The sequence below is a fragment of the Thermostichus sp. MS-CIW-15 genome, from assembly GCF_054060575.1.
In genome coordinates this window covers 1-14707 of sequence record NZ_JBSSDI010000009.1, presented here as the reverse complement: position 1 = coordinate 14707, position 14707 = coordinate 1, and the positions used below count along the sequence as shown (strand labels likewise).

Sequence of the window (14707 nt, the reverse complement as noted above, 5' to 3'; positions counted from 1 at the left end):
AATCCGAGAACACCGTCTTTCACGCTAACTGACTTTGCGGCGCCGCACGGCAGCGGCCTTCAAGATCCTTAACCAAAACTGCCATTTCCCCCCGATCCAGACTTTACTACGGGGATCCCAGCCGGTAGGATAAGTAGACGGATTCTCCGCCGCGGCGGGGAGAGTTGTGGTCTGTCAAGCCTCCTTCTCCAAGGTTGCTAGAGGACAATTCTCTGTAAGCACAGGGCCCCCTGATTTGCTTGGTAGTCTGCCTGGATAGGTCTTATGGAAGAAAACAACGTCGGCAACGGCACTCAGTTACTGCTCAAGCGCACCATCCCTGTCAAGGTGGTGGTCACCCCCCTTTGGAAGAAAGAAATGCAGGAGCAATTGGAGCGGCAGATCGAAGCCACCGATGCTCAGATGCAGCAACTGGAGTTTCAGGGCAAGCGGGCCATTGCCGAGCTGGAGAAGCAAAGCCCTAACCCCAACAGCCCCCAGGTGCTCCAACAGGTGGAAGCGGTGAAAAGCCGCGTGAACGAGCAAAAGATCAAGCTCTTGGATCAAAAAAACCAGTTGCTTCAGCAGATCAACCAACTGAACAACCTGGAGCTGAACCAAGAGGTGCTCCAGGGCAGCGTGGAGAGCTTCTTCCGCGTGCAAAAGGGAGACAACCTGATCCAGAAAATGCAGGTGGAGATCCTGCTGGAAGATGGGGTGATCAAGGAAATTCGCGGCAACCCATAAGCTCTTCATATCCTTTGGGAGGACAGGGATCCCTTGCTGTGGGGTAGCAGATCAAGACCTTTGGTCTTAACCCAAGTCGGTGGCAACACAATAGGTGACAATAATTAACGGCCTCTTAACAGCCGCTGGGCTCAAGCTTGGGACGGCTGGTGCGTACGGGCAAAGTTGTTACCTACGAGATGCTCGCCATGTCTGAGTTTGTCTGGTCAGAGCCTGCCCCCCTCGAGGACCTACATCTTCCCGATTGGTTGCTCACCTCGGCTCAGCGCCGCCGTCTCAAAGCTTTCCTGGTTCTGGCGACGGTGTGGGGGCTGGTCAGCCTGATGCACCAGGTAGCGGTAGCCCGCTGGTTTACCGTTGGCCTGGCCACCTTCATGGTCATCCACATCAACCGCCTGTTCCGGCTGCAACCGGCGGCTCTGCCGCCCCCCTTGAGGCTTTACCCTCCTGGAACAATGGCCTGGGATCCCGCCGCCGCCGAAACGGCCTCCCTGCCTTTGCCTGAGGTGGGCGGGGCTCAGCCCTTAGCGCTGGCGGGTTCTCCTCTGCCGCGAGTGGCGGTGTTGATCCCGGCCAAAAACGAAAGCGCAGTGCTGCCGCGGCTGCTGCACAGCCTCACCCAGTTGGATTACCCCAGCAGCCACCTGGAGCTGTGGGCCATTGACGATGCCAGCAGCGATGCTACCCCCGACATCTTGCAGGAAGCCCAAAAGCGGATCCCTCACCTGCGAGTTTACCGACGGCCACCAGGGCGAGGAGGCGGCAAGTCTGGCGCCCTCAACGAGGTGCTGCCCCTGACGCGGGGGGAGATTATCTTGGTCTGCGACGCCGACGCCATTGTGCCCCCGGATTTGCTGACTCGCACCCTGCCGCTGTTCGGCCAGACCCCCCGCCCCGGCAGACGGACAATCGGCGCCGTTCAGGTGCGCAAAGCCTTGAGCAACCCCAACGTCAACTTCTGGACCCTGGGCCAGGTGGCGGAGATGGCCTCCGATGCCTACTTGCAGCAGCAGCGGGTGGCCATCCGCGGGATTGGGGAGCTGCGAGGCAACGGCCAACTGGTGCGACGGGATGTCCTGGAAAAGTGCGGCGGCTGGAACGAGAACAGCCTCACCGACGACCTGGATCTTACTTTTAAGTTGCACCTGGCGGGGGTGGATATTGCCTTTTTGACGGAGCCGGCCATCGTCGAAGAGGGAGTCACCTCTTGGAAAAGCCTTTGGCACCAGCGTTGCCGCTGGGCGGAGGGGGGCTACCAGCGCTACCTCGACTACTGGCCAGGGATCCTCAGCCGCCGCCTGGGCATGGCCAAGACAGTCGATCTCTGGGCCTTTTTCATCTCTCAGTACCTGCTGCCGATGGCCTTAGTTCCCGATACCCTCTGGGTGCTGTTGACGGGCCACTCCTCGGTGCTGCTCCCCTTGAACGCCCTGGTCATGGGATCTGTGACGGTGGCCTTCTACCGCGGCCTGCGCCAGGTGGAGGGGCTGCGCGGGCGAAAACTCTGGTGGCGTACGGCTCTGGGCTTGGTGTACATGCTCCACTGGCTGCCGGTCATGATCGTGACCACGGCTCGTATGTGTGTGCAGCCCAAGCGGTTGCGGTGGGTAAAAACGGTGCACCATGGCCTCTAGTTCTGCTGTTGGGGATCCCCCAGATCCTGCTATCCTAATCAAACGCCAGCTCACCAAACTACCCAGCCCGACTATGGCCCGCCTCTACTACGACACTGACGCCAACCTGGATCTGCTGGACGGCAAGACCGTCGCCATCATCGGCTACGGCAGCCAGGGCCATGCCCACGCCCTCAACCTGCGCGACAGCGGTGTCAACGTCCTCGTCGGCCTCTACCCCGGCAGCCCCTCTTGGCCCAAAGCGGAGCGGGACGGGTTGACGGTCAAGACTGTAGCAGATGCTGCGGCTGCCGCCGACTGGGTGATGATCCTGCTACCGGACGAAGTGCAAAAGACCGTCTTCCAGAGCGAGATCCGCCCGCATCTAAAGCCGGGGAAGGTGCTCCTATTTGCCCACGGCTTCAACATCCACTTCGGGCAGATCCAGCCGCCCGCAGACGTGGATGTCATCATGGTCGCTCCCAAGGGCCCCGGTCACCTGGTGCGGCGCACCTACCAGGAAGGCCAGGGGGTGCCGTGTCTGTTTGCCGTCCATCAAGATGCCTCCGGGATGGCGCGGGAGCGGGCCATGGCCTATGCCAAGGCCATCGGCGGCACGCGGGCCGGCATTTTGGAGACCAGTTTCCGCGAGGAAACTGAAACAGATCTCTTCGGCGAGCAGGTGGTGCTCTGCGGCGGCCTCACGGCTTTGATCAAGGCGGGGTTTGAGACCCTGGTGGAAGCAGGCTACCAGCCGGAGCTGGCCTACTTCGAGTGTCTGCACGAGGTTAAGCTAATCGTGGATCTCATCGTCGAGGGGGGCCTGGAAAAGATGCGCCACAGCATCTCCAACACAGCAGAATACGGCGACTACACCCGTGGCCCCCGCATTATTACCGAGCAAACCCGCGCTGAAATGAAGCGGATCCTGTCAGAAATCCAAAGCGGCCAGTTTGCCCGCGAGTTTGTCTTGGAAAACCAGGCCGGCAAGCCCGGCTTTACGGCAATGCGCCGCCGCGAGGCGGAGCACCCCATCGAGAAGGTGGGCAAAGAGCTAAGGGCCATGTTTAGCTGGCTGAAGCAATAGCCAGAGGTCGTCTCACAGGCAAGTCTCGTGCTGGATCTGAAGCTGCTGCGGGATCGCCCAGAAGAGGTACGCCAAGCCCTGGACAAGCGCGGGGCCAGTGTCGACCTGGACGGCATTCTCCAGTTGGATCGGGAGCGCCGCCGCTTGGAGGCCCGACGCGGCTCTCTGCAGGCAGAAAGCAACAGCCTCGGCAAGAAGGTCGGCGAGCTCATCCGCCAGGGAGCGGATCCCCAGGGAGCGGAGGTGGCGGCCCTGCGGCAGCAGGGGGCAGATCTCAAGGCCGAGATCGCCCAACTGGAACAGCGGGAGCGGGAGCTGGAGGAGGAGGTGCGCGCCCGGTTGCTCACCTTGCCCAACTTGCCCTTGCCCAGCGTGCCGGTTGGCCAGGATGAGGCCGACAATGTGGAGGTGCGCCGCTGGGGCGATGAGCTAAAACCCACCCACCCCGTCCTTCCCCACGACGAGGTTGCCGAAAAGCTGGGCCTCCTGGAGGTTGGCCGTGCCGTCAAGGTAGCCCAGAGCCGTTTTGTGGCTATGGTAGGGGCAGGGGCGGCTCTGGAGCGGGCCTTGATCGCCATGATGCTGGAGCGCCACATTGCCGCTGGCTACACCGAGGTGATCCCTCCCTTTTTGGTCAACAGCGCTGCTCTGGAGGGGACAGGGCAACTGCCCAAGTTTGCCGCTGAGAGCTTCCGCTGTGCCGACGACGACCTCTGGCTGATCCCGACGGCGGAAGTGCCCCTCACCAACCTGTACCGGGAGGAGGTGATCCCAGCCGAGCGCCTGCCGCTCTATTTCTGTGCCTACACACCTTGCTTTCGCCGCGAGGCCGGCAGCTATGGCCGGGACACCAAGGGCCTGATCCGGCTGCACCAGTTTCAAAAGGTGGAACTGGTCAAAGTTACCCACCCCACCCAGTCGGAGGCAGAACACGAAAAGCTGGTGCAAGATGCCGAGGCCATTTTGCAGATGCTGGAGCTGCCCTACCGGGTAGTGGAGCTGTGTACCGGCGATCTAGGTTTTTCAGCAGCCCGCTGCTTCGATCTGGAGGTGTGGTTCCCCTCCCAAAACCGCTACCGCGAGATCTCCAGTTGCTCCAACTGCTGGGATTTCCAGGCCCGCCGCGCTAACCTGCGCTACAAAGAAGCAGGGCAAAAGGGCACCCACTTCGTCCACACCTTGAACGGCTCCGGCTTAGCGGTGGGACGGGCTCTGGCCGCCCTGTTGGAAAATCACCAGCAGCCGGACGGCTCGATTCGCATCCCCCAGGCGCTGCGTCCTTTCCTCAGCTCCCGCTTCCTCTCGGAAGACGGCGCTCTCCGGACTGCTCCCTGAGCCATTCTGCCGCGGTGCTCCAGCAAGCCATAGCTGTGGAGAGTATGAGAGTATGTCAATCTAGATAGGGATCCCTACCCTGCCAGGGTTTATGTTGCCCAAGCATCGTCCCAAGCAACTCTCACTAGGCCCTCTGGAATCCGAGATCCTCGATATCCTTTGGGAGCTGGGCAGTGCCAGCACCCGCCAAATCCACGAGCGCATCTTGGCCGATCCCGACCGAGAGTTGGCCTATGCCTCTGTAACTACCGTTTTGCGGCGCCTAAGCCAGAAGGGCTGGGTGAGCTGTGAACGTCGCACCGATGCAGAAGGGCGGAGTCTGCCGATGTTGTGGCGGCCCCGTCTTTCTCGCCAGGAAGCTGCCAGCCTCAGGGCCTTTGCCCAGTTGCAGCAGTTTTTGGCGGTGGGCGACCCAGACACCGTGGCAGCCTTTGCCGATAGCCTGGATCAGGCCAGCGTGTCCCAGTTGCAGGCGATTGCCGAGCGGTTGCGGGCGGCCCGCGAGGCCAGGAGGGATCCCCAATGAGCCACTTGGGCATGTTGCTGTTGGGTTTGGCCCTGAGTTGGCTGTGGCGGGCCCAGGTGCGGCTGGATCGAGCTGGTTCCTGGGCCCAGCGCTGGCAGTGGGCCTGGATCCACTTCTTGCTGCCGCCGCTGTTTTTGCTAATGACTGCCCTTGCTTTGGCTTGGATGGGGCCGTGGGGACAAATGGCCGGGGCAGGAGGCTGGTTCTGCTACGGCTGTGCGCTGCTGTTGCTGGCGCTGGCTGCAGGCGTGGCCCTGCGCTGGGCTTGGGAGTACTGGCGCGTCTGCCGACGCGCCCGCCTGCGGGCTCTGGCCCAAGTCAATTTGTATGGCTCTTCGGCCTATGTCTTGAATTTGGAGATCCCTTTTGCTGCCCAAGTGGGGGTATGGAAGCCGCAATTGGTGGTCAGTCGCGGCCTGCTGGAGCAGCTGGATGAAGAACACCTGCGGGCGGTGCTGGCCCACGAAGAGGCCCACCGCCACTACGGCGATACCTTGTGGATGTTTGCGGTGGGCTGGCTGCGCCATCTCAGCGGCTGGCTGCCGAATACAGAGGTCCTCTGGCAGGAATTGCTCACCCTGCGGGAGCTGCGGGCAGATCGCTGGGCGGCCCAACGGGTGGATCCCTTGGTGCTGGGAGAGGCTCTGGTGCAGGTGGTGGGCTATGGCATGGCGCAGCAACCGGCAGCGGCTTGGGTTGGCTTTGCCCTAGAAATGGGATCCGGTGCGGGGGGACGGCTGCAAGAGCGCATCGATGCCCTATTGCAGCAAGAGGAGTCAGGCCCGGTCGCCTCCCACCTTTCCCTGCAGGGTTGGGCCTGGCTGGGGCTGGCTCTCCTGCCTCTGTTGGCCATCCCCTTTCACAACTGAGGTTGACGCCATTCCCCAGCTTGCCTTGGCGCGCCGGTGGGCAGCAGCTTTACAGCCGCTTGAACCATGGCCTGGACAGAGCCAAGAATTTCTTCCTCCGCGGGAGTTGCTTGATGGCCTTTTTTTTCCTACGATGGAAAATACTTCGATCCTCGGTAGCTCAGCGGTAGAGCGGTCGGCTGTTAACCGATTGGTCGCAAGTTCGAATCTTGCCCGAGGAGTTGGGCGGGGGGATGCAAGCTTGATGTTCTCCTCAGCCCGAGAGGACGAGGATTCTTTCTCGCTTGTCGCAAGCTACGCGGACGGGCTGGCGCCGCTGCCACCGCGCCCCCTTTTTCCCACCCTATACGGGGGGATGAAAGGGAGGCCGGGGGCGCCATCACCCCGACTCCTGGGCGACGGCAGGGACATCGAAAGCGTGGGCAGTCGACTCCAGCCTGCAGGATGTCGAGATGGGGAGACTTATCTCCAGGACTAAAGTCCGGGGCTTGTGCCTCCCGACTTGCTGGTCACCCCTAGTTGGGGTTGGGATGCCGCTGCTGAAGGAACGCTTCGATTTATAATGCCCTCTGGCCGTTTCACCTATTCCGAGGGTAATTGCTGTGATCGACCTGTCGCGGATCCCTGCCCAACCAAAGCCAGGCCTACTTAACCTCCTGATTGAGATTCCGGGCGGGAGCAAGAACAAGTACGAGTTTGACAAAGACATGGGCGTAATGGCCCTAGACCGGGTGCTCTACTCTTCGGTGCAGTACCCCTACGACTACGGCTTTGTGCCCAATACGCTGGCAGGGGACGGGGATCCTTTGGATGGCCTGGTGATCATGGATCAGCCCACCTTTCCAGGGTGTGTGATTGCGGTGCGCCCGCTGGGCATGCTGCAGATGATCGATGCGGGGGAGCCGGATGAGAAGTTGTTGTGCGTGCCCGCTAAGGACCCTCGCTATGCTTCCGTAACCAGGCTGGAAGATATTGCCCAGCACCGCCTGGACGAGATTGCCGAGTTTTTCGCCACCTACAAGCGCCTGGAGAAGAAAGAAACCCAGATCTTGGGCTGGAAAGGCCTAGCCGAAACCGAGGCAGTGATCGCCAGCAGCATTGCCACCTACCAACAGTCCAAGTAGCTCCCCAACTTTTCTGGACTGAAGCTCCCAGTTGGCGCCAATCTGTTCTGGCTTGGATTCCTCGAGCTAGCTTAGGGTTGGACTCGATGGCTTCTGCTATGGCCGATACCCTTCAGCTTTGGCTTTACCACCTGGAACAATGGGCAACGCAACTTGTCCAAGGCCAACTGCAGCACCTTTCTCCGCTGAGCCTGCTGCTGGTGGGTCTGGCAGGTCTGGTCACCAGCCTTTCTCCCTGTATGCTCTCCCTGTTGCCGGTAACCATCGGCTACATCGGCGGCTACGCTCCCACTACCCCCGCCGCTGCCGGAGAAGTGCGCTGGCAGGTTTGGGTGCAATCGCTAGGCTTTGCGGCTGGCGTGGCTTTGACGCTCAGCGGGCTGGGCTTGGGAGCAGCTTTGCTAGGCCGGGTTTATGGACAAACCGCTGCCTTTGGATCCCTAGTGGCGGGAGGGATCGCCATCCTCATGGGCCTGAACCTGCTGGAAGTTGTCCCCTTGCGCTTCCCCGATTGGTTTAACCGGTTGGAGATCCCTGGCCAGTGGCCTGGGCTAGGCCGGTCGGTGTTGCTGGGATCCACCTTTGGCCTGGTAGCTTCTCCCTGCAGCACGCCGGTTTTGGTGGCCCTGCTCGGCTGGGTCTCCACCACAGGGCAGCCCTGGGTGGGGGGCGGGCTGCTGCTGGCCTATGCGCTGGGGCTGGTCTCGCCGCTGCTGTTGGCGGGGGTGTTCGCCGGCTCGATGAAGCAACTGTTGGCCCTGCGGCGCTGGTCGATCTGGTTTACCTATGCCAGTGGCGTGGTGTTGGTGGGCTTTGGCACCGTGACGATCCTCTCCGCTTGGGCCTAAGGGATCCCTGCTGCAAGCTAAGATGGGGCTGCCCTCCAGTTGGGGGGCAGTTCAGATCTTGAGCTGACAACTTCCCATGGTTATCCCCTCTCTGCCGCTGTCGCGGTGGCTTTCCCCCTTGCGTCGGTACTTTCGCCATGAGCTGCTGCCGCTGCTGGCGGATCTGCGTCTGGCCATCGGCCTTTTCTTGGCAATTGCCCTTTTGAGCGCGGTTGGCACGGTCATCGAGCAAGAGGAAACCGTGGCCTTCTATCAGGCCCACTACCCCGAGCATCCGGCCCTGTTTGGCTTTCTCACCTGGCGGCTGATCCTCAAGCTGGGGCTGGATCACGTCTATCGCACCTCTTGGTTTCTGGCCCTGTTGATCCTCTTTGGCAGCAGCCTGGCCGCCTGTTCTTTGACGCGCCAGTGGCCGATGCTCAAGGTGGCCCGTCGCTGGAGCTACCTCACCCGTCCCCACTCCTTCCAGCGGCTGCCCTTTTGGACCTATCTGCCCCAACGCTCCCTGCAGGGGCTGCCGCAGCGGCTGCGCCAGCGGGGCTATGCGGTGTTTCAGGACGGATCCCGACTTTACGCCCGCAAGGGTCTGATTGGGCGGTTTGGGCCTATCCTGGTGCACGTCAGCCTGCTGCTGATCCTGCTGGGGGCCATCTGGGGCAGCCTTGCCGGCTTCAAGGCCCAAGCGCTGATCCCCAGCGGCAGCGTCGCCGCCATTGAACAGGTAACCGGGGCAGGGGATCTGGCTCATCTACCCACCTGGCAAATTCGGGTCAACCGCTTCTGGATTGACTATGCTCCTGATGGCCGGGTGAAGCAGTTTTACTCAGATCTCTCGATTTTGGATGGGGGCCAGGAGGTCAAACGCCAGACCATTTCCGTCAACCATCCCCTCTCCTACCGGGGGGTGACCCTCTACCAGGCTGATTGGAGCATCGACAGCATCCGCATCCGCCTCAACAACAGCCCTCCCTTTCAAATCCCGGTGGTGCCGGTGCCCACCCAAGCGGGCAGCAAGCTCTGGGGCGCTTTTGTCCCCACCCGGCCAGACCTAAGCGAGGGCCTGACGCTGTTGTTGCCCGATTTGCAGGGGACGGCCCTGCTCTACGACACCCAAGGCCAGTGGATAGGATCCCTGCGCCAGGGCATGAGCCTGGCCCTGGACGAAGTTGCCCCCCAGCGCTTCCCCAACCGTCTTACCCTGCACCTAGACGAGGTTATCGGCGCCACCGGTCTGCAGATTAAATCCGACCCAGGGATCCCGCTGGTCTATCTCGGCTTTGGGCTGCTGATGCTGGGGGTGGCGATGAGCTATTTCAGCTACAGCCAAGTTTGGGCCCTGGAGACGGAAGCAGGGCTCTACCTGGGAGGCAAAACCAACCGCGCCCTGGTGAGCTTCGAGCGGGAGTTTGCCCGCCTGGTGGAGCAGCAACTGCTCTCCTCTCCCCCTTCGCCGGCAAAAGAACCCCCTCCTGCCGCTCGCGTCGGCGGGACGGAGTCCTTAGCCAACGGCTAGCCATGGCGGCTGTTTGACCGGCAACGCTGCCCAGGGTCATCTAGCTCCCCTCTCCCTGAGGGAGAGGGGCTGGGGGTGAGGGCGGAACTGCCCAAATCCGGCAGGCTGACCGCGAACAGGGTGCGGTTCTCGCCGCTTTCCACTTGCAGGATCCCTTGCAACAGCTCCACCGCCTTTTTCACCAGCGGCAGGCCCAAGCCGGTGCCCCCCTGGTGGGCGTAGTCCAGGTGCGGGATGCGGTGGAACTTCTCGAAGATGCGCGGCAGGTGCTCCGCTGGGATCTCGACACCGGTGTTGGTGACCTGCAAATGGAGACCCGACGAATCGACCGCCACTTCCAGATGAACCTGCTGGCCGGCAGGGGTGTACTTGGCGGCGTTGGCCAGCAACTCGCTCAAGATGCGGGTGAGCAGCCCCACATCGGTGTTGAACAAGATGGGTTCAGAGGGGGGGTAGGAGATAAAGGTGAGCTGGCGCTCTTGAAAGCGCAGGGCAAAGGGCGGCAACAGCTTTTCCAGCCACTCGCGCACCTCGAAGCGGGCGATCTCCAGACTGCGGCTGCCGGCCTCTAGCCGCTGCAAGTCCAGCAGGTCGTTGACCAAGTCCAGCTCTTTTTGCCACTCCTGTTTGAGGATGTTGAAATAGGGGATCTGCGCCTCGGAAAGGCCGCGCACCTCCAGCATTTTCAGGGCCATTTTCATGCTGGTCAGAGGCGTGCGCAGCTCGTGGGAGACCATGCTGAGAAACTCTTCTTTGAGCTCGTTGAGCTGCTGCAGTTGCTGGAGCTGAGCCTGGGTTTCCTGGTAGAGGCGGGCCTGGCGAATGGCGATGCTGCACTGGGTGGCCACCTGCTCGGCAAAGTGGATCTCGGCCTCGGTAAAGCCCTCCTGGGGCAGGCGAACTAACTTGAGAAAGCCCAGCAACGAGCCGGTGCCTGAGACAAGCTGCCTTTCTTGCTCTTCTACAACCAGGGGGCAGGCAAGCAGGGTACAGCGCCCCCGCAGCGGGTGATCCGTGCTGAGGTAGAGGGTCTGGCCTTGGCGGAGCTGGCGCAAAAGCACGGGATCCAAGGGCAGAGTGACCTTGCCCAGGGGGGGCAGGGATCCCGCCGCTTCGTAGGCCAGCGTGTAGGTCTGGGTCTCCGGATGGATGAGGGCCACACCGCAGGCGCCCAGTTGGAAAGCCTGGGTGAGCTCCCGCACCACGGTGGCCAAGATCTCCTGTTCGTCCAGGCTGGAGCGCACCTTGTCGCCAATCAGCCGCAGCAGTTGCTCGTATCTCACCCGCTGGGCCAGCTCGGCATTGCGCACCTCCACCTGGTAGCGCAGCTCGGCGTTGGCAGCTTGGAGTTGCTCAAACAGCTCCGCCTGTTGCAGCGCCAGCCCCAGTTGATCGGCAATTTGTCGCAAAAAATCCGGCATCCAGGGATCCCATTGTTTGGGGGCGCTGCACTGGTGGGCGATCAACAGCCCCCAGAGGCGGGCCGGCTCGCTGTCTTTGCCGTCAGGGCCAGCCGCCTGCAAAATGGGCACCACCAAGTTGGCCCGCACCCCCAAACCGGCCAGCAGCTCGCGGTGGCAGGGCTGGATGGGGGCGGTGTCGATATCTTCAATGGCCGAAATGCGGCCCTGCTGATAGGCCTGGTGCCACTGGCTAACAAAGCATTGATCTTCGATAACCAGGCCCAGCAGGCTCAACTCTGGCCGGCTGACCGATTGCATGGCGATCTCGCCCACCCAATTGGGGAAAAAGCGGTAGATCACCACCCGCTCCACATCCAACAAACGGCGGACTTCTTCTACGGCAAAACCCAGGATGGACTCCACCTGCAACGATTGCCGGATCCCTTGGGCGATGCGGTTGAGCAGCCGGGCTTGGTGGAGTTGCAGTTGAGCCTGCTCCTGGGCTCGCTTGCGCTCGGTAATATCGACAATGGAGGCAATGCCGTAGATTTGTTTGTCGGGAGTCTCCGCCACAAAAGACGAGAGGTCAACCCAGAGGATCTCGCCGCTTTTGCGGATGTAGCGTTTTTCCATGCGGTAGCCCCGGCGGCGGCCCGCTCGTATTTCTTCGACATAGATTGCCTCCTGCCGCAGATCCTCAGGGTGGGTGAGGTCGGCGTAATTCATGCTCAAGAGCTCGGCCTCGGTGTAGCCGGTGAGCTGGCAAAAGCTCTCGTTCACCTTGACGATCTGCCCCGCCGCATCCGTAACTGCCATGCCCACCGGGGCTTGCTCAAAGAGGTTTTGAAACAGATCTGGCTGATCGTGCAGCGAGTGCTGCCGTTTTTGTTGTGGGTTCTGCAACTCTTTTTCCTGGGTCAAATCCTGTACGCTGGCAATGCCGATTACCTTCCCCTGGGCATCCTGCCAGGGGGCATCCAAAATCCGCACCGGAAACCGCTCGCCGTTGCGACGCATAAAGGTCAGCTCCCAACCCTGCGGGGGCCGACCCTGAGCCAGCCCCTGGGCGAAGGCGGTGGCGATCTTCTCCATCTCCTCCGGGGGCCAATAGACAAAAGGGGGATCCTTAACGCCAGCGGATCCCGGTAGTCGCCGGCGGCCAAGGTTACAACAGGGGCGGTCATCGCCTCAGCCAGGGTGGATCCCTGCCAAGATCGGTCGCTGGCCACCCACCGCAACACAAAAGGATAGCTTGGTAGCCCCGTACTTGAGGACGGGGCGGAAAAGCCCTTGAGCCACTTTAGTTGCTTCTTTGTTATAGTTAGTACAGAGCTTCTCCAGGAAAACAACCTACTGCGGTGCAAAACCCGCGCGGCAATAACTAACCTGGAGGAACTTAAGTCCGAAGTAAGCAGAACTTTGAGGTTATGCCTCAAAGGACTGTCTAGGGGCGTCTTGACAGCGCCTTTGCGAGTCCATTTTGGGCTGCGTAAGAATCCCCTGGGTGGGAGTGTCAAATCCACAGCCGTCAAAATGTCCACCACTCGGCCTGCATCCACCACCAAGGCGTAGGGCCGGGAGCCATTCTTTTGCGCCAACAGGGAGAGAACCTCGGCAAGGGGGCTGTCGAACCCGACCAAGAGTGGCATCTGGCCAAAGCACTGTTCCAGGGATCCCGATGAAGAGCGCAAGTCTTGCACCATGTCGGTGTCAGGGGATAACCGAACCTTAAATTGCAGTCAGAAAAATTTGCAAACAGTATGGCAGAGGGAAACTTTAGCCAAGACCAGACAAAATACTTACTTACGGACTTACTTGCAGGCAGTTTTAGCTTTAGGCATTTGATAGCTTTAACCCAAGCTTAACTTTACTTACAAGTTAGAGTACCACGTCGCGCAAAGAAGTTTCGAATTTTGATATAAATCTTTACATCTATCTGCTGTTTAATTTGCTGGTGCCGAGACTTGGGGAGCAAGTTAAGCTCTTAGCTCGCTGTTAACAGGAATTGTCGATCTAAGTTGCGGCTCTTCCGGTTTATCGAGGTTTTTCCTTCATCTAAAAAGGGGCAATCGCCATCCTGTTGCTCTGTTTTTTTCAAGTATCTTCGCGTCATCGAGTTGAGCTTGGGTTGGTTTCATTGGAGACAGATTTGACAGATTTTGAGCGGCTGCCAGATTACTTGAGTTCAGCCCGTGCTGCCGCGACCCCTCTCAGCCCTCCGCTCCCGGCGAGGGAACTTGGGAAGCTGGCTGCATTCTAAGCCTCATCAAGTACCCATCTGTGGCTGTGCTGCCCAGGTGAGGAGTTTGCCCCCTACACTGAAATTGGGCAAGTTGATCCCGATAGCTAGGGGATCAGATGTTGCCGGCGTTTTGGGCTTAGCTCTTCTCGATGGCTTTTTCTCCGCCGCTGACAGATTTTCTCTCCGGCCAGGCCGCTCCTATTCCCATCCAAACTCCCTCGACGGTTCCAGAATTGGCGCAGCTCCTAAAAGAGTGCCGCGAGCGGAAGGTGCTGCCGCTCGGGCAGGGGAGCAAGTGGGGATGGGCTCCTCGCTTGGAGGCTGTGGATCTCATCCTCAGTACCCGTGGGCTGCGCCGCTTGATCGACCATGCGGCTGCCGACCTAACGGCGACAGTGGAGGCCGGTATGACCCTAGCGGAGCTACAAGCCATCTTGGCAGAGCGGGGGCAATGGTGGCCGGTGGATTCCCTTTACCCTGACTGGGCCACAGTGGGGGGCATCGTCGCCACGGCCGATACGGGCTCGCTGCGCTGGCGTTACGGTGGGATCGGCGATTTGCTGCTGGGCATCACCTGGGTACGGGCCGATGGGGAGGTGGCCAAAGCGGGTGGGCGGGTGGTTAAGAATGTGGCCGGCTATAACTTGACGAGACTGTTCGCCGGATCCCTGGGCAGTTTGGGGATCCTGACGCAGGCGACCCTACGGCTCTATCCCCTGCCGGCAGCCCAAGCAACTTTGGTGGCTACAGGATCCCTGCCCGATTTGGAAGCCTTGGCTCGGCAGGTGCTGAGGGCGCCGGTCAGCCCGGTGGGGGTGGATCTCTGGCTGAAGGCAGAAGGGCCCCAGCTCTGCCTCCATTTCCACGGCTCCGAGCGGGTAATTGCCCAACAGATGACCCAGGTGCAACAGCTAGCTCCTGCAGGATTGAGCTGGCAAGAGGCAAGACCTGAAGCCCCGCCTCTGCCCTCCCGCCGTGCGGGGATGGTGTTGGCCAAGTTCGGCTGCTTGCCTAGCCAGAGCCTGGCTACTCTAGAGCAGTTTCAGTCTCTATTTCCCGACGCTCAGGTGCAACTGCATCGCGGCTGTGGATTGGGGCGAGCCTGGATCTCCCAGCCTGAGGTGGGATCCCTGCTACAGTTACAGCGCCACCTCAAGTCGGTGGGCGGGTTTCTCCTGCTGCTGGAGGCACCGGCAGCCCTGAAGACAGCTCTGGCCCACGATTTCGGCCCGACGGCGACCCTAATGCGCAAGCTGAAGCAGCAGTTTGATCCCGCCGCCATCTTCAGCCCCAGCTTGATATAGCTACTCCAAATCACGCCGAAACGTGACATCCTCTCCCGCTAAGCCCTGACGGGCTGTAGACGGGAGCTTCCGAGAATCACTTCTCGGAGTTGCTGCTTCAACGGACTGGTAAACCAG

General features: G+C 60.8%; 11 protein-coding genes, 1 tRNA gene and 1 pseudogene. 11 read left to right on the top strand and 2 right to left on the bottom strand.

What is annotated here, in order from left to right:
• Positions 1-264: 264 nt before the first annotated feature.
• The 10 genes from ACVW0R_RS04835 (at position 265) to ACVW0R_RS04790 (ending at position 9641) form a co-directional block, all read left to right on the top strand.
• Positions 265-726 (top strand): YlqD family protein, encoded by a 462-nt coding sequence (locus tag ACVW0R_RS04835; RefSeq protein ID WP_011429159.1) that lies wholly within the window; start codon positions 265-267, stop codon positions 724-726.
• 188 nt (positions 727-914) lie between these two features.
• On the top strand, positions 915-2360 hold the full coding sequence (locus ACVW0R_RS04830) for a glycosyltransferase (protein ID WP_011429160.1): 1446 nt from the start codon (positions 915-917) through the stop codon (positions 2358-2360).
• A 73-nt stretch (positions 2361-2433) separates the two neighbouring features.
• On the top strand, positions 2434-3426 hold the full coding sequence (gene ilvC, locus ACVW0R_RS04825; RefSeq protein ID WP_099813279.1) for a ketol-acid reductoisomerase: 993 nt from the start codon (positions 2434-2436) through the stop codon (positions 3424-3426).
• A 27-nt stretch (positions 3427-3453) separates the two neighbouring features.
• Positions 3454-4761: a serine--tRNA ligase gene (serS, locus tag ACVW0R_RS04820; protein ID WP_414347049.1), complete on the top strand. Its 1308-nt coding sequence runs from the start codon at positions 3454-3456 to the stop codon at positions 4759-4761.
• Between the two features lie 91 nt (positions 4762-4852).
• Positions 4853-5287, top strand: a complete 435-nt coding sequence (locus tag ACVW0R_RS04815; protein WP_011429163.1) for a BlaI/MecI/CopY family transcriptional regulator — start codon at positions 4853-4855, stop codon at positions 5285-5287.
• On the top strand, positions 5284-6156 hold the full coding sequence (locus ACVW0R_RS04810) for a M56 family metallopeptidase (RefSeq protein WP_099812561.1): 873 nt from the start codon (positions 5284-5286) through the stop codon (positions 6154-6156). The genes ACVW0R_RS04815 and ACVW0R_RS04810 overlap by 4 nt, the downstream gene beginning before the upstream one ends.
• A 149-nt stretch (positions 6157-6305) precedes the next feature.
• Positions 6306-6377: transfer RNA gene (locus ACVW0R_RS04805), tRNA-Asn, on the top strand.
• Between the two features lie 384 nt (positions 6378-6761).
• Positions 6762-7280: an inorganic diphosphatase gene (locus ACVW0R_RS04800; protein ID WP_041438773.1), complete on the top strand. Its 519-nt coding sequence runs from the start codon at positions 6762-6764 to the stop codon at positions 7278-7280.
• Positions 7281-7378: 98 nt separating this feature from the next.
• Positions 7379-8128: a cytochrome c biogenesis protein CcdA gene (locus ACVW0R_RS04795; protein WP_011429166.1), complete on the top strand. Its 750-nt coding sequence runs from the start codon at positions 7379-7381 to the stop codon at positions 8126-8128.
• A gap of 76 nt (positions 8129-8204) precedes the next feature.
• Positions 8205-9641: a cytochrome c biogenesis protein gene (locus tag ACVW0R_RS04790; protein ID WP_011429167.1), complete on the top strand. Its 1437-nt coding sequence runs from the start codon at positions 8205-8207 to the stop codon at positions 9639-9641.
• Here the strand turns inward: ACVW0R_RS04790 and ACVW0R_RS04785 are convergent.
• Both ACVW0R_RS04785 and ACVW0R_RS04780 read right to left on the bottom strand, forming a co-directional pair.
• Positions 9638-11947 (bottom strand): GAF domain-containing protein, encoded by a 2310-nt coding sequence (locus tag ACVW0R_RS04785; protein ID WP_457501760.1) that lies wholly within the window; start codon positions 11945-11947, stop codon positions 9638-9640. The genes ACVW0R_RS04790 and ACVW0R_RS04785 overlap by 4 nt on opposite strands.
• Before the next feature lie 3 nt (positions 11948-11950).
• Positions 11951-12145, bottom strand: a pseudogene (locus tag ACVW0R_RS04780) (PAS domain-containing protein); the annotation flags it as partial.
• Between the two features lie 1290 nt (positions 12146-13435).
• Between ACVW0R_RS04780 and ACVW0R_RS04775 the strand changes: the two are divergent.
• Positions 13436-14590 (top strand): FAD-binding oxidoreductase, encoded by a 1155-nt coding sequence (locus tag ACVW0R_RS04775; RefSeq protein ID WP_099884325.1) that lies wholly within the window; start codon positions 13436-13438, stop codon positions 14588-14590.
• Positions 14591-14707: the final 117 nt, after the last annotated feature.